22 protein-coding genes are annotated in these 20,655 nt (G+C 66.5%); 12 read left to right on the forward strand and 10 right to left on the reverse strand.

The genetic code is table 11. The features are described from left to right. The first annotated feature begins 83 nt into the window (after positions 1-83). The gene (locus ABQF30_RS06525; RefSeq protein ID WP_448461970.1) at positions 84-725 is read left to right on the forward strand and encodes an HU family DNA-binding protein; all 642 of its coding nucleotides are present in this window, start codon (positions 84-86) and stop codon (positions 723-725) included. 59 nt (positions 726-784) lie between these two features. Here the strand turns inward: ABQF30_RS06525 and mutT1 are convergent, their stop codons facing one another. From mutT1 to cofC, 3 genes are read right to left on the reverse strand one after another with little or no spacing between them, the layout of a single operon-like run. Continuing rightward, the gene (gene mutT1, locus ABQF30_RS06530) at positions 785-1,729 is read right to left on the reverse strand and encodes an 8-oxo-(d)GTP phosphatase MutT1 (protein WP_448461971.1); all 945 of its coding nucleotides are present in this window, start codon (positions 1,727-1,729) and stop codon (positions 785-787) included. 56 nt (positions 1,730-1,785) lie between these two features. After that, positions 1,786-3,996 carry an RNA degradosome polyphosphate kinase gene (locus tag ABQF30_RS06535; RefSeq protein ID WP_448461972.1) on the reverse strand — a complete coding sequence of 737 codons (2,211 nt, stop codon included), beginning with the start codon at positions 3,994-3,996 and terminating at the stop codon, positions 1,786-1,788. 33 nt (positions 3,997-4,029) lie between these two features. After that, positions 4,030-4,695: a 2-phospho-L-lactate guanylyltransferase gene (gene cofC, locus ABQF30_RS06540; RefSeq protein WP_448461973.1), complete on the reverse strand. Its 666-nt coding sequence runs from the start codon at positions 4,693-4,695 to the stop codon at positions 4,030-4,032. A 59-nt stretch (positions 4,696-4,754) separates the two neighbouring features. Between cofC and ABQF30_RS06545 the strand changes: the two genes are divergently transcribed. The 3 genes from ABQF30_RS06545 to ABQF30_RS06555 all read left to right on the forward strand — a co-directional run bounded on the left by ABQF30_RS06545 (position 4,755) and on the right by ABQF30_RS06555 (position 8,072). Further along, positions 4,755-5,753: an NAD(P)H-dependent glycerol-3-phosphate dehydrogenase gene (locus tag ABQF30_RS06545; RefSeq protein WP_448461974.1), complete on the forward strand. Its 999-nt coding sequence runs from the start codon at positions 4,755-4,757 to the stop codon at positions 5,751-5,753. 32 nt (positions 5,754-5,785) lie between these two features. Then, entirely contained in the window at positions 5,786-6,889 is a 1,104-nt protein-coding gene (locus ABQF30_RS06550) for a cystathionine gamma-lyase (RefSeq protein WP_448461975.1), read from the forward strand. A gap of 61 nt (positions 6,890-6,950) precedes the next feature. Then, positions 6,951-8,072 (forward strand): D-alanine--D-alanine ligase family protein, encoded by a 1,122-nt coding sequence (locus ABQF30_RS06555; RefSeq protein WP_448461976.1) that lies wholly within the window; start codon positions 6,951-6,953, stop codon positions 8,070-8,072. 4 nt (positions 8,073-8,076) lie between these two features. Here ABQF30_RS06555 and ABQF30_RS06560 read toward each other — a convergent pair whose 3' ends face one another. Further along, complete coding sequence (locus tag ABQF30_RS06560) at positions 8,077-8,646, reverse strand: DUF3515 domain-containing protein (protein WP_448461977.1); 570 nt, start codon at positions 8,644-8,646, stop codon at positions 8,077-8,079. A gap of 10 nt (positions 8,647-8,656) precedes the next feature. Then, positions 8,657-8,899 carry an Lrp/AsnC ligand binding domain-containing protein gene (locus tag ABQF30_RS06565; protein WP_448461978.1) on the reverse strand — a complete coding sequence of 81 codons (243 nt, stop codon included), beginning with the start codon at positions 8,897-8,899 and terminating at the stop codon, positions 8,657-8,659. 105 nt (positions 8,900-9,004) lie between these two features. Between ABQF30_RS06565 and ABQF30_RS06570 the strand changes: the two genes are divergently transcribed. Then, positions 9,005-9,997 (forward strand): thiamine-phosphate kinase, encoded by a 993-nt coding sequence (locus ABQF30_RS06570; protein ID WP_448461979.1) that lies wholly within the window; start codon positions 9,005-9,007, stop codon positions 9,995-9,997. A gap of 42 nt (positions 9,998-10,039) precedes the next feature. Further along, on the forward strand, positions 10,040-10,744 hold the full coding sequence (locus ABQF30_RS06575; protein ID WP_448463504.1) for a uracil-DNA glycosylase: 705 nt from the start codon (positions 10,040-10,042) through the stop codon (positions 10,742-10,744). A gap of 2 nt (positions 10,745-10,746) precedes the next feature. On the opposite strand, the gene ABQF30_RS06580 is transcribed toward ABQF30_RS06575, so the two are convergent. Both ABQF30_RS06580 and rpmB read right to left on the reverse strand, forming a co-directional pair. Next, positions 10,747-11,091, reverse strand: a complete 345-nt coding sequence (locus tag ABQF30_RS06580) for a hypothetical protein (RefSeq protein ID WP_448461980.1) — start codon at positions 11,089-11,091, stop codon at positions 10,747-10,749. 118 nt (positions 11,092-11,209) lie between these two features. Next, a complete protein-coding gene (rpmB, locus tag ABQF30_RS06585) occupies positions 11,210-11,404 on the reverse strand; it encodes a 50S ribosomal protein L28 (RefSeq protein ID WP_029111371.1) in 195 nt (64 codons plus the stop codon). 237 nt (positions 11,405-11,641) lie between these two features. On the opposite strand from rpmB, the gene ABQF30_RS06590 reads away from it, so the two are divergent. The 3 genes from ABQF30_RS06590 to ABQF30_RS06600 are packed head-to-tail and all read left to right on the forward strand — an operon-like array spanning position 11,642 to position 16,217. Continuing rightward, complete coding sequence (locus tag ABQF30_RS06590) at positions 11,642-13,279, forward strand: fatty acid kinase ATP-binding subunit FakA (RefSeq protein ID WP_448461981.1); 1,638 nt, start codon at positions 11,642-11,644, stop codon at positions 13,277-13,279. Next, positions 13,279-15,513 carry an ATP-dependent DNA helicase RecG gene (gene recG / locus ABQF30_RS06595; RefSeq protein ID WP_448461982.1) on the forward strand — a complete coding sequence of 745 codons (2,235 nt, stop codon included), beginning with the start codon at positions 13,279-13,281 and terminating at the stop codon, positions 15,511-15,513. The genes ABQF30_RS06590 and recG overlap by 1 nt, the downstream gene beginning before the upstream one ends. Beyond that, a complete protein-coding gene (locus tag ABQF30_RS06600; RefSeq protein WP_448461983.1) occupies positions 15,510-16,217 on the forward strand; it encodes an HNH endonuclease family protein in 708 nt (235 codons plus the stop codon). The genes recG and ABQF30_RS06600 overlap by 4 nt, the downstream gene beginning before the upstream one ends. Positions 16,218-16,400: 183 nt before the next feature. Here the strand turns inward: ABQF30_RS06600 and ABQF30_RS06605 are convergent, their stop codons facing one another. Next, a complete protein-coding gene (locus ABQF30_RS06605) occupies positions 16,401-17,267 on the reverse strand; it encodes a sigma-70 family RNA polymerase sigma factor (protein ID WP_448461984.1) in 867 nt (288 codons plus the stop codon). A gap of 31 nt (positions 17,268-17,298) precedes the next feature. After that, positions 17,299-18,159, reverse strand: a complete 861-nt coding sequence (locus ABQF30_RS06610; protein WP_448461985.1) for a DoxX family protein — start codon at positions 18,157-18,159, stop codon at positions 17,299-17,301. 179 nt (positions 18,160-18,338) lie between these two features. On the opposite strand from ABQF30_RS06610, the gene ABQF30_RS06615 reads away from it, so the two are divergent. From ABQF30_RS06615 to ABQF30_RS06625, 3 genes are all read left to right on the forward strand, one after another. Next, positions 18,339-18,764 carry a DoxX family protein gene (locus ABQF30_RS06615; RefSeq protein WP_448461986.1) on the forward strand — a complete coding sequence of 142 codons (426 nt, stop codon included), beginning with the start codon at positions 18,339-18,341 and terminating at the stop codon, positions 18,762-18,764. Beyond that, complete coding sequence (locus ABQF30_RS06620; RefSeq protein ID WP_448461987.1) at positions 18,754-19,254, forward strand: hypothetical protein; 501 nt, start codon at positions 18,754-18,756, stop codon at positions 19,252-19,254. The genes ABQF30_RS06615 and ABQF30_RS06620 overlap by 11 nt, the downstream gene beginning before the upstream one ends. A 102-nt stretch (positions 19,255-19,356) precedes the next feature. Continuing rightward, positions 19,357-19,695 (forward strand): DUF4331 family protein, encoded by a 339-nt coding sequence (locus ABQF30_RS06625; RefSeq protein WP_448461988.1) that lies wholly within the window; start codon positions 19,357-19,359, stop codon positions 19,693-19,695. Positions 19,696-19,807: 112 nt separating this feature from the next. On the opposite strand, the gene ABQF30_RS06630 is transcribed toward ABQF30_RS06625, so the two are convergent. After that, positions 19,808-20,653: an aldo/keto reductase gene (locus ABQF30_RS06630; RefSeq protein WP_448461989.1), complete on the reverse strand. Its 846-nt coding sequence runs from the start codon at positions 20,651-20,653 to the stop codon at positions 19,808-19,810. Positions 20,654-20,655 lie beyond the last annotated feature (2 nt).

Below are 20,655 nucleotides of genomic sequence, written 5' to 3' on the forward strand. Positions count from 1 at the left end.
GTGGCTCTTGGAAATCAGTGGTCAAAGGGTTTACCGTGTCCACTAGTCGGTCCAAGGAGGACCACTGGTTTCGGAGGTTTTGGATGAACAAAGCGGAGCTCATCGACGTACTCACAACCAAACTGGGCACCGATCGTCGGCAGGCTACCGCCGCGGTGGAGAACGTTGTCGACACCATCGTGCGTGCGGTGCATAAGGGCGACAGCGTCACGATTACCGGTTTCGGTGTTTTCGAGCAGCGCCGTCGCGCTGCCCGAGTGGCGCGCAACCCACGCACCGGCGAAACGGTAAAGGTCAAGCCCACCTCGGTGCCGGCGTTCCGACCCGGCGCGCAGTTCAAGGCGGTTGTCTCTGGGGCGCAGCGTCTCCCGTCAGACGGACCTGCGGTCAAGCGTGGCGTTACCGCGGGCCCGGCGAAGCGGACCGCCGCCAAGAAGACGGCTTCGAAGGCTACGGCCAGAAAGGCTGCCACGAAGGCTCCGGCCAAGAAGGCTGCCACGAAGGCTCCGGCCAAGAAGGCTGCGACCAAGGCTCCGGCCAAGAAGGCTGCGACCAAGGCTCCGGCCAAGAAGGCTGCGACCAAGGCTCCGGCCAAGAAGGCTGCCGTCAAGAAGGCCCCGGCCAAGAAGGCTGCCACGAAGGCTCCGGCCAAGAAGGCTGCGACCAAGGCTCCGGCCAAGAAGGCTGCCGCCAAGAAGGCCCCGGCCAAGAAGGGCCGCAAGTAGATTCCCGTAAGGCACGCCGTGGGCCGAATCAGCTCACGGCGTGCCTTTCTGCATGGAAGCTATTTCTTTTTGGGCAGCGGACTGCACATGTGATCGGCGGCCACGAGTTCGCCGTCGGACAATGACAGCACCCAGGTACTGCCCTTCCGGTTTCCGGTCGTCTCCGGTTGGACGTTCGCACGCTGGCACCACCACGCGATGAGGTCGGGAATCACCTTGCCCTGCGTGCAGATCACCGGTGTGCCCGCGCGCCCGGCGATATCGAGCACCCGGCTGCGTGCCCCCTTGTGATCGGCGGAATAGGCTTCCTCGGTCAACATCGGCTCGTTGTGCACGTCGACGCCCAGCTCCTCGGCCAAGGGCTCCAGCGTCTGGTGGCAGCGCAGCCGGTCGGCGGCGTACAGCGTTGTGGCACCGAATGCCAGTAGTTGTTCGACCAATGATTCGGCCTGCGCCCGGCCGTGCTTGTCCAACGGGCGCTTGCGATCCTCGCCCTTGAACCGCGACCTGCTGCCTGCAGTTGCGTGCCGGACGATCAGGACGGACTTCGTGTCAGGCGGGTGTTTCGCAAAGCGGCACAAGACTTTTCGGTCGTGCGGATAGCCGAGCTGATCCATCGCCGCGTCGACCGGCAACCAGATCAGCTTGTCGACTTCCTCATTGGGAGCGAAGTCGCCGCCGGTCGCCCTGGCGGCCCAGTACCAAACCCGCTTGGTGCCCTGTGGGATCGGATAGGTGACGGCGCCCAGTCGGCGGCCCAGTTGCGCCGCGTAGCCGGTCTCCTCATGGATTTCCCGCACCGCGGTGACCGGTTCGGTCTCACCGTGGTCGAGTTTGCCCTTCGGCAGTGACCAGTCGTCATAGCGTGGGCGGTGAATGACTGCCACCTCGGTCGCCGCCGGCTGGTCCGCGGCGGGATCGCCGACACTGCGCCACAGCACCGCACCCGCGGCGGGCACGATCCCGTCGGCCGACTTCGCGGCTGTCGTGCTGTCTTTTGACACCTCTACTCCTGCAGGTCATTCGCCGACGTCGGCCACCGGCCGCTATCCGACCCGGTTCAGGGATGCCGGTGACGCTCCATCAGCGACACCTGGTGGTCTCGGACCGTTTGGCCTTCTTGCGGCAGGGCTGTCCAGTGACTGTCGTGCCGCAGTTCCCAGCACCGGGTCGCCGGATCCATGGCGGAATCGAATACATCGTTGAGTTGTGCGGCCAGCCTCGGATCCTTGACTTGAGCCATGACCTCGACGCGACGGTCGAGATTACGATGCATCATGTCGGCGCTGCCGATCCAGAACTCGTCGATGGCGCGGAAGTGAATAATCCGCGAGTGTTCCAGGAACCGGCCGAGGATCGAGCGGACGGTGATGTTGTCGGAATAGCCCGGCACACCAGGACGCAACGCGCAGATGCCCCGAACGACGACCTCGACGGGAACCCCGGCTTGCGAGGCCCGGTACAGCGCGTCGATCACCTGCTCGTCAACCAGCGCGTTGGCTTTCACCCGGATCCCCGTCCGGGCACCCTCCCGTTGAGCCGCGATCTCGCGGTCGATCCGCTCGATGATGCCCTTGCGCACTCCGCGAGGCGCCACCAGCAGATTGCGGTAGGAGTCTTTGCGGGAGTAGCCGGTCAGCGAGTTGAACAGATCGGTGAGATCGGCACCGAGATCCGGATCCGCGGTGAGCAGCCCCACATCTTCGTAGAGCCGCGCGGTTTTCGGGTTGTAGTTGCCTGTTCCGATATGGCAGTAGCGCCGGATGGTCGAGCCCTCGCGCCGGACCACCAGACACGTCTTGCAGTGCGTCTTGAGTCCGATCAAGCCGTACACCACGTGCACGCCCGCCTGCTCCAGCTTGCGCGCCCACTTGATGTTCGCCTGTTCGTCGAAGCGCGCCTTGATCTCAACCAGTGCGACAACCTGCTTGCCGGCCTCGGCGGCGTCGATCAGGGCGTTGACGATCGGCGAGTCACCGGAGGTGCGGTAGAGGGTCTGCTTGATCGCCAGCACGTTGGGATCCGCGGCAGCCTGCTCGATGAACCGCTGCACCGTCGTGGAGAACGAGTCGTACGGGTGATGGACCAGCACGTCGCCGTCGCGCAGGGTGGAGAAGATGCTCTTGGGCGTCTCGCGTTCGCCGAATGCCGGTGGGGTTGCGGGGACGAACGGCGGATCCTTGAGATCGGGCCGATCGACGCTGTAGACCTGCCAGAGCGCGGACAGGTCGAGTAGCCCGGGTACCTCGATGACATCGCCGGGAGCCACGTCGAGCTCACGCAGCAAAAGCTCCAGCATGCTCTCGGTCATGTCGTCGGACACTTCGAGCCGGACCGGGGAACCGAACCGCCGACGCGCCAATTCCCGTTCCAGTGCCTGCAACAGGTCTTCGTCGCGGTCCTCTTCGACCTCGAAGTCGGCGTTGCGGGTGATCCGGAACGCGTGGTGCTCCACCACTTCCAGCCCCGGGAACAGCACCGGCAGGAAAGCCGCGATCAGTTCCTCCATAGGCAGGAATCGCACAAGCCGAGATCCGTCGGCCGGCCGGTCGAGTTGGACGAACCGGTCGACGTTGTCAGGCACCTTGATTCGGGCGAAATGCTGGCCGCCGTCGTCGGGATGCTTGACCGTGATCGCGAGGTTGAGGCTCAGCCCGCTCACGAAGGGGAACGGGTGGGCCGGGTCCACCGCGAGTGGGGTCAGGACCGGGAACACCTGTTCGTGGAAGTAACTCGAGAGCTTCCCGCGTTCGAAATCATCGAGTTCGGCCCAGTTGACGATGAGGATGCCCTCGTCGGCCAGCGACGGGCGCACCGCATCCAGGAACACCCCGGCATGACGATTGGCTATCTGCTGGGTGCGTTCGCTGATCCGGCGTAGCTGTTCGCGCGGTGACAATCCATCGGCGGACCGCACCGACAGGCCCATTTCGTCGCGCCGTTTGAGGCCGGCCACGCGCACCATGTAGAACTCGTCGAGGTTGGAGGAGAAGATCGCCAGGAACTTGGCACGTTCGAGCAGCGGCAGGGACTGGTCAGCGGCCAGCGCCAGAACCCGTGCGTTGAAGTCCAGCCAGCTCAGCTCACGGTTGAGATAACGATCTTCCGGCAGCGCGTTGTCTACCGCCGGGGATGTCGCCGCGGGCGGTGCCTCTGGTGTTGCGACAGCCTGCGCTGCAAACCCCGATCGTGCTGAACCGTCGTCCAGCTGGGTATCGTCGGCCCGGGTCGCGGGCTCCGCTTCGGTGGCTTCGCTCACGTGTCCGATCATTCCCTATGGAGAAGCGTTCCTGCTACCTGCCCGCTATCTGTGCTGGGCGAACGCCCGCGAGGTGGCCACCCCCACACCCAGCCGCCGCGCCGCCAGGAGATCGTCGGGTGTGTCGATATCGCAGCGCAGGCCCGGCCACGCTCCGGTCAGCTCGATCGCACCGGAGTTTCGGTGGTGCGCAGCCGAATCGGCGCCGAACCGGGGTTCGAGCGGGACTCCGAACGCAAACAACGCCGAGGTGCCGGTGCCGTGCCGGTCGCCGACGAAACTGCGCCGGTGACTACGGGCCCACGCGAGTGCCTCCGACAGCTCCTGCGACTGCAGCGCCGGAAGATCACCTTGCAGGACAACGATATTCGGCGTGGCGGCCCGCAGCTCGGTTTCAGCCGCGGTGATCGCGTTGTTCAGCGGGTTGTGGTGGCCGGCCGGAGTGGGATCCGCAAGTACACCGGCGCCGAGCTGTCGTGCGGCGTCGGCAGCGACCTCGTCTGGGGTCACCACGGTGACCGGGGCGATCGCAGATGCCGCGGTGATGGTGTCGACCAGCATGGCCAGCACGACAGCCTCGCGGGTCGGTGCCGAAAAGATGGGCGCCAGCCGGGTCTTGGCGGCGGTGAGGCGTTTGACCGCAATGATCAACGCAACGTCAGCGCCGGACTGTGCCGCCGTTGCGGCGCCGGCTGTTCTCGTGCCGCTCATATGGCCATCCTGCCAGCCGGTGTCGTGGGGCCGCGCGGTGCGGGAGATAGGGTGAAGCAGTGGTGGAGGCTGCAGTCATGGGTGCCGGTGCGTGGGGAACGGCGCTGGCCAAGGTCCTGGCGGACGCGGGCAATCCGGTCACGATTTGGGCCCGCAGGCCCGAGGTGGCCGACGAGATCAACAGTGAACGCCGCAACAGCGAGTACCTCGGCGAGGTCAAGTTGCCCCCGGCAATCCGCGCCACCAGCGATCCGGCAGAGGCCCTGGGGAGTGCATGCACGGTGCTGCTCGCCGTCCCGGCGCAACAGCTGCGGGCCAACCTCGAAGGGTGGAAGCACCTCATCGCCGAGGATGCCACGCTGGTGAGTCTGGCCAAGGGGATCGAGCTCGGCTCGCTCATGCGCATGAGCCAGGTCATCGTGCAGGTCACCGGAGCCGATCCAGCGCGGGTCGGCGTGGTGACCGGTCCGAATCTGGCCAGCGAGATCGCCGACGAGCAACCGGCGGCAACGGTCGTGGCCTGCAGCGATTCCGGGCGTGCCGTGACTCTGCAGCGCGCCATGGCCACCGGCTACTTCCGGCCCTATACGAACGCCGACGTGGTGGGCGCGGAGGTCGGCGGCGCCTGTAAGAACGTCATCGCACTGGCGTGCGGGATGGCCGTCGGCGTCGGGTTGGGGGAGAACACGGTTGCGGCGATCATCACGCGCGGCCTGGCGGAGATCATGCGGCTGGGCATCGCATTGGGCGCCACGCCCGCCACGCTGGCCGGGCTGGCAGGCGTCGGCGATCTCGTTGCCACCTGCACCTCACCGCACTCACGTAACCGAACGTTCGGTCAGCGGCTGGGCAAGGGCGGCACGATGGAAACCGCGCTGGCCGCTGCCGGCGGACACGTGGCCGAAGGGGTGGCGTCGTGTGAATCGGTGTTGGCGCTGGCGTCCAGCTACGGAGTCGAGATGCCTCTGACCGATGCCGTTCACCGGGTGTGTCACAAAGGATTGTCGGTTCATGAGGCGGTCGCGCTGCTGCTGGGCCGCAGCACCAAACCGGAGTAGGGGTTCACCGGACGCGAGGAGGAGAAAGCGGTATGGACGGCACCTACGGCGATTCCACCCGCAGCCTCAAAGCCGTTGGTTTGGAATCGATTCCGGGTAACCCAGTCGCGCCGATGCCGGTGCCCGCGTCGACGTTCCACCTTTCGCCCGACGAGACCGAACAGTTGGACAGCTACGGGCGCAGCTCCAATCCCTCGTGGCGGCAGCTCGAAGCGGCGCTGGCCGAGCTGGAGGGCGCTGCCACGGCGCTCACCTTCGGATCGGGAATGGCGGCCATCACCTCGGTGCTGCGAGTGTTGACCAAACCGGGTTCGACGCTTGTCGTCCCGGCCGACGGCTACTATCAGGTCCGCCGTTATGCCGCAGAATACCTTGCGCTACAAGGAATCACAGTCGTCGAAGCGGATGTCAGTCAAATGTGCGATGCCGCTTCGGTCGCCGACGTGGTGCTGGCCGAGACGCCGGCCAACCCGGGGCTCGATGTCGTCGACCTGCATCGGCTGGCGATGACCTGTCGAGGCAGAGCCGCCACGCTCGTGGTCGACAACACCACCGCCACTCCGCTGGGTCAGCAGCCGCTCTCGTTGGGGGCCGACCTGGTGGTGGCCAGCGCCACCAAATCGCTGTCCGGGCACAGTGATCTGGTCGCCGGGTATGTGGCGGGCAGTCAACCAGAGCTGATGGCCGCGGTGGAGCGCGAGCGGCTGCTGGCCGGGCCGATCCTGGGAGCGTTCGAGGCCTGGCTGGTGCTGCGCAGCGTCGGCAGTGCCGGATTGCGATTCGAACGGCAGTGTCAGAACGCGGGGGCGCTGGCGGTGATGTTGCGCAGCCATCCGGCAGTGGTCTCGGTGCGCTATCCCGGGTTGCCGGAGGATCCGGCCCACGAGGTGGCCTCGGCTCAGATGAAGCGGTTCGGCGGGCTGGTGGCCGTGGAGCTGGCCGATGCCGCCGCGGTACACGCCCTCGTCGAACACAGCGCCCTGCTGATCGCGTCGACGAGCTTCGGCGGCATCCACACCTCGGTCGACCGCCGGGCCCGCTGGGGCGACCCGGTGCCCGCCGGATTCGCCCGGATCTCCGCAGGCATCGAGGACACTGACGACCTGCTCGCCGACGTGGAACAGGCGTTGCGGTAAAACCACAGGTCAGCATGCGCCGAAGCGCACCGTCGGCCCGGGGCGGTAGCCTCTCTAGGTTGTGACTGTCCGCAATCAGCCCGGATCCCGTACCCGCGTTGCCGTCGTGTACGGCGGGCGCAGCTCCGAGCACGCGATCTCCTGTGTGTCGGCCGGCAGCATCCTGCGCAACCTCGATCCCGAACGTTTCGAGGTGGTGGCGGTCGGCATCACGCCCGACGGATCCTGGATGCTCACCGACGGTAGCCCCGAGACGCTGGCGATCACCGACGGTCAACTACCGGAGGTCACCGAGGCTTCGGGCACGGAACTGGCATTACCCGCCGCCCCCAGCCGCAGCGGCCAGCTGCTGTCACTGGGCAGCGGGCCCGGGGAGATCCTGACCGCCGTCGATGTGGTGTTCCCGGTGCTGCACGGCCCCTACGGCGAGGACGGCACCATTCAGGGGCTGCTCGAGCTGGCCGGTATTCCCTACGTCGGCTCCGGTGTGCTGTCCAGCGCTGCCGGTATGGACAAGGAATTCACCAAGAAGCTGCTGGCCGCCGAAGGACTGCCGATCGGCGATCACGAGGTCCTGCGCCCGAAGGACGCCGCGCTTGATTTCGAGCACCGTGAGCGGCTCGGCCTGCCGGTGTTCGTCAAACCCGCGCGGGGCGGGTCGTCCATCGGCGTCAGCCGGGTGACTGCCTGGGATGAGCTGCCCGCGGCTATCGAACTGGCCCGCAGGCACGACCCGAAGGTCATCGTCGAGGCCGCCGTGCCGGGCCGGGAACTCGAATGCGGTGTGCTCGAATTGCCCGACGGCAGAATCGAAGCCAGCACGGTAGGGGAGATCCGGGTGGCCGGCGTGCGGGGCCGCGAGGACGGCTTCTACGACTTCGCCACCAAGTACCTCGTCGACGCCGCTGAACTGGACGTGCCCGCCAAGATCGACGACGACGTCGCCGAGGAGGTCCGCCGCCTGGCGGTGCGCGCTTTCACCGCGATCGATTGTCAGGGCCTGGCCCGGGTCGACTTCTTCCTCACCGACGACGGACCGGTGATCAACGAGATCAACACCATGCCCGGGTTCACCACGATCTCGATGTTCCCGCGGATGTGGGCGGCGAGCGGCGTGGACTATCCGACACTGCTGGCCGCCATGGTCGATACGGCGCTGGCTCGGGGGACGGGCCTGCGCTGAGTTTTCAACGTGCGGGGGCCGGATCGATCGGCTGGGCCGCCATGGTGCGGGCGATCTGGCCGGAAATCTGCTGAATCGGCGTCGGCCCCGATCCGCTGGGCAGGGTGAGGGCGACATAGACCGGACGGTCCACCGCATACCACGTACTGCGCGTGTCGTCGGTGGCCTTGCCGACGGTGCCAGGATCGGTGATGCGGAACCACTGCACCGCGTCCACCACCTGCAGCGGTACGCCCACCACAAAGTCACCCGGTCGGTCCAGACCACACCGCAGAATGACCGGCTCGGTGTCGGATCCCGCCCGCCACGCCGCGGTGCCCGCCGGGGTCGGCTCGACCGTGGGGGCTCGGCGGTAATCGCCGAGTTGCTCGGGCAGCGCGCCCAGCAGGGCATGGCATTCGGCGCTGTCGGCTTGCGGGGCGGGAATCGAGGAGATCGCCACCGGTTGTTGCTCGGTTGACCGCTGGTGCGACGCCGCGATTCCCAGAACGGTGATCAACGCCGACACCGCCACCACGACCGCGGCGATCAGGAGAGCGCGCGGTGGTCCGTCGGTGGACTGCGGATCGGTCACACCAACAACCCTATGGCTGTGCTCCGTTGGCGATCGGACAGGTCAGGGTCCGCGTGATGCCGGTGACTTGCTGGACGGTCGGCACCACGTCGGATTGCAGGGCGGCCAGCGTGTCGGCACCGATGCGCACCACGACGTCGTAGGGACCGGTCACATACTCGGCCGACAACACTCCTGGCAAAGCGGCGAGCTGTTTGGCGACGACTTCGGCGCGACCGACCTCGGTCTGGATCAGCACGTAAGCCTCCACCACCCGCTGTCTCCTCTGCCTCGCTGCATAGACTCCTCGCCGCAGGGACCAAACGTACCGCAGGTCTGGCCAGTGTTCATGGCACCGCGGCAACCGGCAGGAGGGGTAATGGCCGGCAGGGAAAGCTCCGACAACTCCGCAAGCGGCGCCGGCTTCACTCAAGACACTCTCGCCTCGGTTGGCGAGTTCGCGGTCATCGACCGGTTGCTTGCCGGTCGCGAGCAGCCCGCAGCGGTCACACTGGGGCCCGGCGACGACGCCGCAGTGGTCGCTGCCGGCGACGGCCGGACCGCGGTGTCCACCGACATGCTGGTGCAGGGGCGCCATTTCCGGCTGGACTGGTCAACCCCACACGATGTCGGGCGCAAGGCGATCGCGCAGAACGCCGCCGACATCGAAGCGATGGGCGGTCGGGCCGCGGCGTTCGTGGTGTCCTTCGGCGCGCCCGCGGAGACCTCCACGGCCGCCGCGGTCGACCTGGCCGACGGAATGTGGCACGAGGCGCGACGGCTCGGAGCCGGCATCGCGGGCGGTGATCTGGTGCGCGCACCGCTGTGGGTGATCTCGGTGACGGTACTGGGTGATCTCGGTGGCCGCGCGCCGGTGCGGCGAAGTGGGGCACAGGCTGGTGACACCCTTGCGGTGGCTGGCGAGCTGGGCTGGTCTGCTGCTGGATATGCGTTGTGGGACAAAGGTATTGATGCACATCCCGAGCTGCGGCAGCGACACCTGACGCCGGAACCACCATATGGTCAGGGCGCGGCGGCAGCCGAGGGAGGCGCGACCGCGATGACCGATGTCTCCGATGGACTGCTCGCCGATCTCGGCCATCTCGCTGCCGCCTCCGAAGTCGGTATCGATGTGTCCACCGAAGGTCTGGCCCACGATCACTCGGCGGTCACCGCGGCGGCCGCAGCGGTGGGCGTCGATCCGTGGCAGTGGGTACTCGGCGGCGGCGAGGATCACGCCCTCGTCGCGACGTTCTCCGGGGTGCCACCCGATGGTTGGCGGGTGATCGGCCGGGTCGTCGATGGTCCGGCGCAGGTGCTGGTCGACGGCTCGAAGTGGAGCGGAAGCACGGGATGGCAGTCGTTCGACTAGCCGCGCACGCTAAGTTGGCTTTTCGTGAGCAATTCAACAGGGGTGGACGCGAGGAGCAATTCAACAGGTGCACTACCCCTGAGTGAACTCGTCGAGGACGGCTGGGCCCGAGCTCTGGAGCCCGTCGCCGGCCAAGTGGCGCGGATGGGGGAGTTTCTGCGCGAGGAACTGTCATCCGGGCATCGTTATCTGCCTGCCGGACAGAACGTTCTGCGTGCCTTCACCTTTCCGTTCGATCAGGTGCGGGTGCTGATCGTCGGGCAGGATCCCTATCCGACACCGGGCCATGCGGTCGGGTTGAGCTTCTCGGTCGCTGCCGATGTGCGCCCGCTGCCCCGGAGCCTGTCCAACATCTTCACCGAATACGCCGAGGACCTGGGCTATCCACAGCCCAGCAGCGGTGACTTGACGCCGTGGGCGCAGCGCGGAGTGTTGCTGCTCAACAGGGTCCTCACCGTTCGGCCGGGAACCCCGGCCTCGCACCGCGGCAAGGGTTGGGAAGCGGTGACGGAGTGCGCGATCCGGGCGTTGGTGGCCCGCAGGCAGCCGTTGGTGGCAGTGCTGTGGGGACGCGACGCGTGCACGCTCAAACCGATGCTGGCCGAGGGTGACTGCGCGACCATCGAATCCGCGCACCCCTCGCCCCTTTCGGCGTCGCGCGGATTCTTCGGGTCACGGCCATTCAGCCGCGCCAACGAGCTTCTACAGCAGCGGGGTGCAAGCCCGATCGACTGGCGCCTGCCGTGAGGTCACGGCACGGGGATCGCTGGGATCGGCGGCGGCGACGGGATGGCAGGCGGCGAAGGAATCGCCGGCGGTGACGGGATCGCCGGAGGTGACGGAATCTCGACGGTCGCGTCACCACCGTCATCGGGGGTCACCGTCGGCCCTCCGGCTGGAGGCGACGTGGCTGGTGGAGCCTCCGTGGTCTCGACCGTCGTCTCCACGGTCGTCTCAACGACCGAGGTTTCGGTGGTTGTGGTGTCCGAGTCATCGCCGGCCTCGTCGCCCGCGCACGCAGTCAGCAGTGAGCCGACTGCGATTGCCGAGGCAAAGGCGTACAGCGGTGAGTGTGATGTGCGACGAGTGGTCATGACCGCAGGACGTACCCCGCCGACCTCTCGGTCAAACAACAGCGAAGCGCTCAGCCGTGCTGGTCTTCGTCTTCGCGCAAGCGCTCAGCCCTGCTGGTCTTCGTCTTCGCGCAAGCGCTCAGCCGCGCGAAACCTTGCCCGCCTTGATGCACGACGTGCACGCGTTCACGCGCTGCTTGTTGCCACCCGGACGCGACACGGTGCGTACGGACTGGATGTTCGGATCCCAGCGCCGGCTGGTCCGCCGATGCGAATGGGACACCGACTTGCCGAAGCCGGGCGCCTTCCCGCAGATATCGCACACGGCAGCCATATCAACAACTCCTCGAAATCAGTACTTGGGGTCTGGGGCCTGTCCGCCGCAGACCGGCGCGGCTCAACCCGACAACCTGAACAGAATACCGGCCGGGCAGGTTATCGCCAAAACCGCCCCTGAACTCCACATCAGGTTGTGCACAGGCGGCCGTGGTCTGATCGGGTTTGTCGCCGTGACTGGTTAGGCTGGCGCCCACATCGCGCTATGGGGATTCGGGTGAAATTTGGAGGTCCGATGCTTGCTCGGCGGCTCGACGCCTCCGCCTTGCGGGATTGGGCCCACGCCGCTGTCGACGATCTGATCACCCACACCGACGAGATCAATCGGCTCAACGTGTTCCCGGTCGCCGATGCCGATACCGGCACAAACATGCTGTTCACCATGCGTTCGGCATGGGCTCAGGTCGACTCCGAGCGGGACGCCGACGTCGCTCAGGTGGCGAGCGCGCTGGCCGCCGGTGCGCTGCAGGGGGCGCGGGGTAACTCCGGGGTGATCTTGTCGCAGATCCTGCTGGGTCTCGCGGAGGTTGTCACGTCGGCCGCGGCGCAGCGTGACGGCGATCTGGCCGAGGTGACCGGAACCTTGTACGCAGCGGCGCTGCGGCATGCCGTCGCGTTGGTCGCCACATCGATGGGCGAGCCGGTGTCCGGAACCATCGTGTCGGTGCTGCAGGCCGCGGCCGTCGCCGCCGAGAACTGCGCGTCCGGTGGGGCCGATCTCGCCGAGGTCGCCGCACGCGCCGCCGATGCCGCAGCCGAAGCCCTAGATGAGACGCCGCACCAGCTCGAGGTCCTGGCCGAGCACGGGGTGGTCGATTCCGGTGGTCGCGGACTCCTTGTCCTTCTCGACGCGATGACCGCCACGATTGTCGGTGACGCCCCACGCCGGCCGGCCTACACACCGTCACCGCCGCAGGCGTCATCGACGGCAACCCGGCACACGACCCGGCCGGTGCCCCCGCAGTTCGAGGTCATGTATCTGCTGAGCGGGTGTGGGGCCGACGCCGTGGAGCAGCTGCGGGCCGGTCTTGAGCAGTTGGGTGAGTCGGTCGCGATCGCCGCGTCGGGCAGTGACCAGTACTCCGTGCACGTGCACGTCGACGATGCCGGCGCAGCGGTCGAGGCGGGCCTGGCGACCGGCACGCTGCGGCGTATTCAGATCACTGCGCTGATCGGTGCGCCCGGCGCACGACCGGTCGGCGGATGGGCGCGGGAGCGGGCGGTGCTGGCAGTCGTGGACGGCGACGGCGGCGCCGAGTTGTTCGCCGGCGAGGGTGCGCATGTGCTGCGTCCCGAGGATGGCGAGCCGGTCAGTGCAAAGCACCTGCTGCGTGCCCTGGTGGACGTCGGCGCCGCGCAAGTCATGGTGTTGCCCAATGGATACGTGGCAGCCGAGGAACTCGTGGCCGGATGCACGGCGGCGATCGGCTGGGGCATCGACGTGGTGCCGGTTCCTGCCGGGTCGATGGTGCAGGGCTTGGCGGCGTTGGCCGTGCACGACGAAGGCCGTCAGGCGGTCGATGACGGATACACGATGGCGCGCGCTGCAGCCGGGGCACGGCACGGTTCGGTGCGGCTGGCCACCGAGGAGGCACTGACGTGGGCCGGCACCTGCAAACCCGGTGACGGCCTGGGCATCGCCGGAGACGAGGTCCTCATCGTCGGGTCCGATATCACCGCCGCTGCCGCTGGGCTCATCGATCTGCTGCTGGTGGCCGGCGGCGAGCTGATCACGGTGTTGACCGGAGACGGCGTCGACCCGAAGGTGGGGGAGGCGCTGCGGGACCACGTACACCGGGAACACCTGGGCGCGGAACTGGTGACGTATCACACCGGCCACCGTGGCGACGCACTGCTGATCGGGGTGGAGTAGTGGTCGGTCTTTCCGAGCGGCTCGACATGGTGATCGGGGCCAAGGCGGCCCGTCCGCTCGATGAGCACTTCGGCATCCGCACCGTCAACGATCTGCTGCGGCACTACCCCCGCAAATACAGCGACGGAATGACGGTGCGCGGCGAGGGCGAGACGCTCGATCTCGAAGAGGGTGAACACGTCACGTTCATCGACGTGATCACCGACGCCGAAGCCAAGCCCATGCGCAGCCAGCCCGGCAAGCGCCAACGCAAGTACTTGCGGGTGACGCTCGGCGACCGCCGGCCCGAGGTGACGGCGACCTTCTTCAACGCCGACTACCTGATCGGCAAGTTGGTCAAGGACACCCGGTTGATGATCTCCGGCGAAGTCAAGTACTTCCGCAACACGCTACAGCTGAACCATCCGGCATTCCTGGTGCTCAATGCACCCGCCGGAAAGCAGATCGGCACCAAGTCGCTGACGAGCATCGCGACGGCGTCCGGTGCCACCGGCGAGGACATGTTGGCCGAATTCGAGAAGGAGTTCTTCCCGATCTATCCGGCCTCGGCGAAGGTGCAGAGTTGGGACATCTACACGTGCGTGCGGCAGGTGCTCGACGTCCTCGACCCAGTAGCTGATCCGCTACCGGAAGCCTTTGTCCGCCAACATAATCTGATGTCGGAAGACGAGGCGTTGCGGGCGATCCATCTGGCCGAGAACTCGGTGCAGCGCGACCGGGCCGCCGAACGCCTCACCTACGACGAGGCTATGGGCCTCCAGTGGGGGCTGGTCGCCCGCCGGTACGGCGAGCTCAGCGAGTCGGGCCCGTCGGCACCGCGCACCGATGACGGCCTGGCCGCCGCGATGGAGCACCGGTTACCGTTCGAGCTGACCGCGGGTCAGCGCGAGGTGCTCGACGTGATCTCCACCGAACTCGCCTCGACGCGGCCGATGAACCGGATGCTGCAGGGTGAGGTCGGTTCCGGTAAGACCATCGTCTCGGTGCTGGCCATGTTGCAGATGGTTGACGCCGGTTACCAGTGCGCGCTGTTGGCGCCCACGGAAGTGCTTGCTGCCCAACATGCCCGATCGGTGCGCGACGTCCTTGGTCCGCTGGCCATGGCCGGGCAACTCGGCGGAGCCGAGCATGGCACACGGATCGCACTGCTGACCGGTTCCATGACACCGCAGCAGAAGCGGCAGGTGCGTGACGAGGTGGCCTCCGGTGAGGCGGGCATCGTGATCGGCACCCACGCGCTGCTGCAGGAAGCCGTGGAGTTTCACAACCTGGGCATGGTGGTGGTCGACGAGCAGCACCGATTCGGTGTCGAGCAGCGAGATACGCTGCGCGCCAAGGCCCGCGGCGGGTTGACGCCACATCTGCTGGTGATGACGGCCACGCCGATTCCGCGCACCGTCGCGCTCACGGTCTTCGGCGATCTGGAGACCTCGACGCTGCGTGAGCTGCCCCGCGGCCGTCAACCCATCACCACGAACACCATTTTCGTGACGCAGAAACCCGCCTGGCTGGACCGAGCCTGGACCCGCGTGCGTGAGGAGGTCGCAGCAGGCCGGCAGGCTTACGTCGTGGCGTCGCGGATCGACGAAGACGACAAGAAAGACAGCAACGGCAAGCAGCAGGGTGGTCCGCCGCCCGTCACGGTTCTCGAACTGTTCGACCGGTTGAATGGCGGCCCGTTGTCGGGGCTGCGGCTCGGCCTCATGCACGGCCGGTTGTCCGGGGACGAGAAGGACACGGTGATGACCGCGTTTCGGGCCGGCGAGATCGATGTCCTGGTGTGCACCACGGTGATCGAGGTCGGTGTGGACGTGCCCAACGCGACCGTGATGGTGGTGATGGACGCCGACCGGTTCGGCATCAGCCAGTTGCATCAGCTCCGTGGCCGGATCGGCCGCGGCCAGCATCCCAGCCTGTGCCTGCTGGCCACCCGGCTGCCCGAGACCTCCAAGGCGGGGGAGCGCATCAAGGCCGTCGCTGCCACGCTGGACGGCTTCGCCCTCGCCGACCTCGACCTCCAGGAACGGCGTGAGGGGGATGTGTTGGGCCTCAACCAATCCGGCCGCACCATCAATCTGCGCTTCCTTTCGCTGGCCGAGCATCTGGACGTGATCACCGAGGCGCGCGCGTACTGTGAGTCGATGTACGAGCAGAACCAGCACCATCCCGGGATGGCCCTGCTGGCAGCGCAATTCGTCGAAACCGATCGCGTCGAGTACCTGGACAAGGCATGACCCGCCGTACGGTGTGGTGGATGGCTGTCGTCGTCGTCCTGGCCGTTGTGGTGGCCGTCCAGGTGACGATGTCCAGTCAGCGCACCGCGCGGTTCGCCGCTCAAGCCCAAACTCCCACGGTGGCACCGGGTATCGATCCGCTGGCCGGGCTGGCCGAGATTCCGGTCCGGTTGCGTGGCGGTGATTATCGCCGCGCGGCGTTCGGCGACTCCTGGGATGACGACAATGGCGCACCCGGCGGCCACAACGGTTGCGACACCCGCAACGACATCCTCAACCGGGACCTTGTCGACAAGACCATCGTGGCGATCAAGCGTTGCCCCAACGCCGTTGCCACCGGCAAGCTGCACGACCCGTACACGAACGCCGTCGTTGCGTTCGTGCGTGGCAATCAGACCGGCGCGGCAGTCCAGATCGACCACATCGTGCCGCTGGCGCTCGCCTGGGATCTGGGCGCGCGCAGCTGGCCCGACGATCTGCGGTTGCGGTTCGCCAACGATCCCGCCAATCTGCTCGCGGTTCAGGGTAAAGCCAACCAGGACAAGGGCGATCAAGAGCCCGCCCACTGGATGCCGCCCAACCGGGCGTTCTGGTGTCAGTACGCGGTGCAGTTCGTCGAGGTGCTGCGGGGCTACGCGCTCCCGGTCGACGCGCCGTCCGCAGCGGTGCTGCGTGAAGCCACCGGGACGTGCCCGACGGGTTGAGTCCCTCGAAAATAGACCGAATGCCCTGGACACACGCTGATGCGCGAGGCGGTCACCGCGAGTGTGCGGTTTCATACGCGCGCATCGGCGAGTCACGTATGAAACCGCACACTCGACACGATTTTCATTCCCCACCACGGGGCGCAGCCCCCGGATAGCTGGTTGCGGGGCGTAGGCCAGGCGTCAGCTGAAGACGAGATCCAGTTCGGCGAGCAGATCGGGGTCGGCGAGTAAATCGATCGCTGCAACGACTCCATCGCGGACTGTGAAATCGAATGCCACACGTACTTGCCCGCCGACCGACCATGCCAAGCCCGGCAGGCCGTCGATTGTGGCCAGCCGCGCGCCCTGTGCCCGCCCGGTGAAGGTTTCGGCGACAGCCGCGGGGCCGTGAGCAACGACGGTGGCGCCCATCCGCACTGCGGCAGCGTCCGCGCGCAGCACCACGTCCGGGTCCAATAGCGCCAACAGTGCGGCGAAGTCGCCGGTCCGCGACGCGGCGAGAAATGCCTCGACGATCTCGTGCTGACGTTCGGCGGGTCCCGCGGGCGCCGAAACACCCTGGACGCGGCGCCGGGCCCGGCTGGCCAATTGACGGGCCGCCGCGGGTGAACGCCCGACGACAGTCGCGATGTCGTCGAACGGCACCGCGAACATGTCGTGGAGTACAAATGCCAGTCGCTCCGCTGGATCGAGGGTGTCGAGCACCACGAGCAGCGCCGGCCCGATCGCATCAGCCACAAGCGCTTCATGTTCGGGGTCGCCGCCGCCTTCGACGGGCGCCGGATGGTCGAGGCCGGCATCGTCGTAGGACAGTTCGGGACGAGATCGGCGGGACTGCAAGATATTCAGGCACAGCCGTGCGACTACCGTCGTTAGCCATCCACCGAGGTTCTCGACCGCGCCGGAGTCGGTACGGGACAGCCGAAACCACGCCTCCTGCACGGCGTCCTCGGCCTCCTCTGCAGAGCCGAGCATCCGATACGCCAAAGAGCGCAGGTGTGGGCGGTTGTCTTCGAACCGCGCCGCCAGCCAGTCGTGATCGTCCATTGGTCACATTCTCTCGTCGGTCTCTGTCATATCAATGACCGATAGATTCCGGTTGGTGTGTCCGCCCTATCGGCGCAAGGGGTCTGAGTGCGCGGTCATGGGGGCGCATGGCCCAGGACGCGATCGTGCAGGCGGCGAAGATTCCTGGTACTACGGCGTGGTTGACGGGCGAGCCTGATATCAGGTGGGAGGTGCACGCGCCGGCGAAGTCGTAGAACGCCCCAGCGTAGGCCCACTCTTTCAGGCGTGGAAACCGTGGCGCCAGGATTGCTATGGCGCCCAACAGTTTCCAAGTGCCCAGGAGGGACACGAAGTACAACGGGTATCCGAGCTGCTGCATACCATCGGCCGTTTCTGGCCGTCGTAGTACGTCGGCGAGGCCTCCGGCCAACAGCACGACCGCGATGACCCCCGTCGTCGCCCAGTACCCGACGACAACGGCCTTGCTTCTCGTGGTGCCAATGATCCAGCTGGAGATGGTCGAGAGGCTCGCCGTGACCTCCCGGCGCGCGTCTGGCCGCAGGGCCCAAGACGTCATGGTGATGACGGTGAGTCCGCCCGGCCCGATGGCGCCCTCCACGTCGCCAACCGCGAGGTGGGAGATGATCGCGCCGCTATAGATGAAGAACACTCCGGCGTAGGCCCACTCCTTGAGCCGTGGAACTTTCGGTATCAGCAGGATGATCGCGCCAGCAATCTTGCATACGCCGATGATCATCAACAGATGGCCCGGGTATCCAAGCTGCTGTTCCACGACATCGCGGACGTAATCGATCCGCACGATGTCCCACACCCCGCCCACTGCGGATTCCGTGACGATGATCAACGTCGTCAACGAGTAGATGGTCGATCTCAACCGGAGGTTGCCGGCGGAACGCAGAAGTAGTGGCATGGTTGTCCGTCCCAGTCACATGAGTGCGGTTGATATGTCACGGATATGACCGAACCCGACAGCGGAATGTGACCGGCGGTCACATTTTCACGTCGCGATCAGTCATAGGTATGCACCCGACTCAGGAGGACAGCGGCATGAGTAAGAAAACGATGTTGGTCAGACAGTCCGGAAGAGGGGTGGATACGACCGGCAGGCTCGCGCACCGTTGGCAACGTCGGCTGCTCACCAGCCTGTGCTGGCTGCTGGCCGTAGCGTTCGTGTTTGGCGCCGTCACCAAATTTCTGCCGGGCGAAACATTCTTCGGCCCACCACATTCAGAGAAATTTGTGGACTGGGGCTATCCGGCCTGGTTCCGTTTTCTTGTTGGGAGCGGTGAGTTGGTGGGCGCCGCTCTGCTGCTCACCCCGCATCGGCGGTTCCTCGGCGCCACACTGCTGGCAACCATCCTGATCGGAGCGGTCGCGACGCATCTGATCAATCAGGATCCGTTCCGCGAGAGCGTGATGGCTCCCGTCAACCTCGCGTTGATCATGGCCATCGCCTGGTTCTCGCGGCCTGCGACCCGGAACGAACTGCGGCTGCGGCGGCAGCATGACGCTTGAGAAGCCGTTCGTCGATACGCGGCGACTATGGCCTGTGGCAACGGTTTTCGCCAGAGTGGCGCTGGCTACGGGCTTCTTGTCCGCCGTGGCCGATCGTTTTGGCTTCTGGGGCGCCGCCGGTACCGGCAATGTGTCCTGGGGTGGTTTCGACGCCTTTCTGGAGTACCTGAACGACCTCGCCCCCTATCTGTCGGGCAGTCTCGTCGATGTCGCGGGCTGGGCTGCCACAGCGGTCGAACTGATACTGGGCCTTACACTGCTGCTTGGAGTCGCCCTGCGATGGTCGGCCGTGGCGAGCGCCGTACTGCTCACGATCTTCGGAGTGTCGATGTTCGTCTTCTCCGGTTTCGAGGCACCGTTGAGCGCGTCCGTGTTCAGTGCCGCCGCCGCAGCGTTGCTGCTGTCGCAGTCTCCGGAGCGCGGATATGTCCTGAGCCTGGACCGGCTGTGCGCCCGCGGAGGCCCCAAGGTGTCAGCCCGTGAACCCTGACGCCCCGGGCCGCAGGATTGACCTCCGCGTGTCCAAGAGCGCACGGTGGTAGACGCGGGTCGCGATTGCCGCGCCGAAACGTGATTCGCGGAGGTGCTCACTGTGTCCCATCACTTCGACACACCGACGGCGCGCGAAGATCCCCGGCTGAACCTGTGCGATTTCTATCTGTTCGCCGGCACACCCGACACAACGGTGATGGCGATGACTGTCAATCCGACAGCCACAAGCGACACCGCCGCGCCGTTCCGCGATGAAGCCTTGTCCGCGTTCCGCTTCGACACCGACGGGGACAACCGAGAGGACGTGTGCCTCAAAGTTCGATTCGGTGAGCTGGTCCACGTTCCGAGTGGCAATGGGCATGCGCAGCGCTTCGATGTTCGGCATGCCACCGGCGACGACACTGTCACCGGCGCGTCCGGGCACGTGATCGCGCAATGAACGACGGACGCGGCGGTGTTGGGACCGTCACCGCCGTGAGTTCCCTCGGCGAGCAGACGCTAAAGCCCCCGAAAACCGTTGATTTCGGGGGCTTTGGCGTCTGCTCGCGGGTCTAGGTGCCCGTGTAGGTGGCGGGGTCCGGCCGGAACCGGGTGCCCTCGTCGAGGCTGTTGAGGGTGGCCATCTCGTCGTCGGTGAGCTCGAAGCCGAATACGTCGAGGTTCGAGGCGATCCGCTCCGGGTTGGCCGACCGTGAGATCACGATGTTGCCCAGTTGGATGCTCCACCGGATCAGCACCTGCGCCGGGGTCCTGTCGTGCGCAGCGGCAATGCCGGTGATGGCCGCGTTTTCCAGCAGGCGGCCGACGCCCAGCGGGCTGTAGGCCTCGGTGGCGACGTTGTGTTCGGCGTTGGCGGCGCGCAGTTCGGCTTGATTGAGCAGTGGGTGCAGTTCGATCTGATTGATCGCGGGGGTGAAGAAGGTGAGGTGGACGATGGTCGACAGGTCGTCGGGACTGAAGTTGGAGACGCCGATCGAGCGTGCGACGCCGTCCTCCTTGACCTTCATCAGACCGCCCCAGCTGTCGACGTATTTGCTGGAGTCGCCACCGGGCCAGTGAATGAGGTACAGGTCGACGTAATCGAGACCGAGGCGTTCCACGCTGGCCCGTGCTGCGTCTTGCGAGGCCTGGAATCCCTGGTTGCTGGTGGCCAGCTTGGTGGTGACGAAAATCTCGTCGCGCGGGATGCCGGAGGCGGCGATCGCGCGCCCGACCCCGGCCTCGTTGCCGTAGGTGGCGGCAGTGTCGATCAACCGGTAGCCGGCCTCCAACGCCGCCGAAACCGCCCGCTCGGCCTCGTTGTCGGAGAGTTCTCCGACGCCGAGACCGACGACCGGAATCGCATGGTCGTCGTTGAGCGTGACGGTCGGAACCGCCGCCCCGTGCGATGGGGTCATGT

Source organism: Mycolicibacterium sp. XJ870, from assembly GCF_053483975.1.

What these genes read in the sequence shown, in the direction of transcription:
- ABQF30_RS06535 (WP_448461972.1), bottom strand. Translation starts at nt 3,996, where the DNA reads ATGATCGGACACGTGAGCGAAGCCACCGAAGCGGAGCCCGCGACCCGG.
- cofC (WP_448461973.1), bottom strand. Translation starts at nt 4,695, where the DNA reads ATGAGCGGCACGAGAACAGCCGGCGCCGCAACGGCGGCACAGTCCGGC.
- ABQF30_RS06570 (WP_448461979.1), top strand. Translation starts at nt 9,005, where the DNA reads ATGGCCGGCAGGGAAAGCTCCGACAACTCCGCAAGCGGCGCCGGCTTC.
- ABQF30_RS06605 (WP_448461984.1), bottom strand. Translation starts at nt 17,267, where the DNA reads ATGGACGATCACGACTGGCTGGCGGCGCGGTTCGAAGACAACCGCCCA.
- ABQF30_RS06580 (WP_448461980.1), bottom strand. Translation starts at nt 11,091, where the DNA reads ATGACCACTCGTCGCACATCACACTCACCGCTGTACGCCTTTGCCTCG.
- ABQF30_RS06620 (WP_448461987.1), top strand. Translation starts at nt 18,754, where the DNA reads ATGACGCTTGAGAAGCCGTTCGTCGATACGCGGCGACTATGGCCTGTG.
- ABQF30_RS06590 (WP_448461981.1), top strand. Translation starts at nt 11,642, where the DNA reads ATGCTTGCTCGGCGGCTCGACGCCTCCGCCTTGCGGGATTGGGCCCAC.
- ABQF30_RS06610 (WP_448461985.1), bottom strand. Translation starts at nt 18,159, where the DNA reads ATGCCACTACTTCTGCGTTCCGCCGGCAACCTCCGGTTGAGATCGACC.
- ABQF30_RS06600 (WP_448461983.1), top strand. Translation starts at nt 15,510, where the DNA reads ATGACCCGCCGTACGGTGTGGTGGATGGCTGTCGTCGTCGTCCTGGCC.
- ABQF30_RS06630 (WP_448461989.1), bottom strand. Translation starts at nt 20,653, where the DNA reads ATGACCCCATCGCACGGGGCGGCGGTTCCGACCGTCACGCTCAACGAC.
- ABQF30_RS06550 (WP_448461975.1), top strand. Translation starts at nt 5,786, where the DNA reads ATGGACGGCACCTACGGCGATTCCACCCGCAGCCTCAAAGCCGTTGGT.
- rpmB (WP_029111371.1), bottom strand. Translation starts at nt 11,404, where the DNA reads ATGGCTGCCGTGTGCGATATCTGCGGGAAGGCGCCCGGCTTCGGCAAG.
- ABQF30_RS06525 (WP_448461970.1), top strand. Translation starts at nt 84, where the DNA reads ATGAACAAAGCGGAGCTCATCGACGTACTCACAACCAAACTGGGCACC.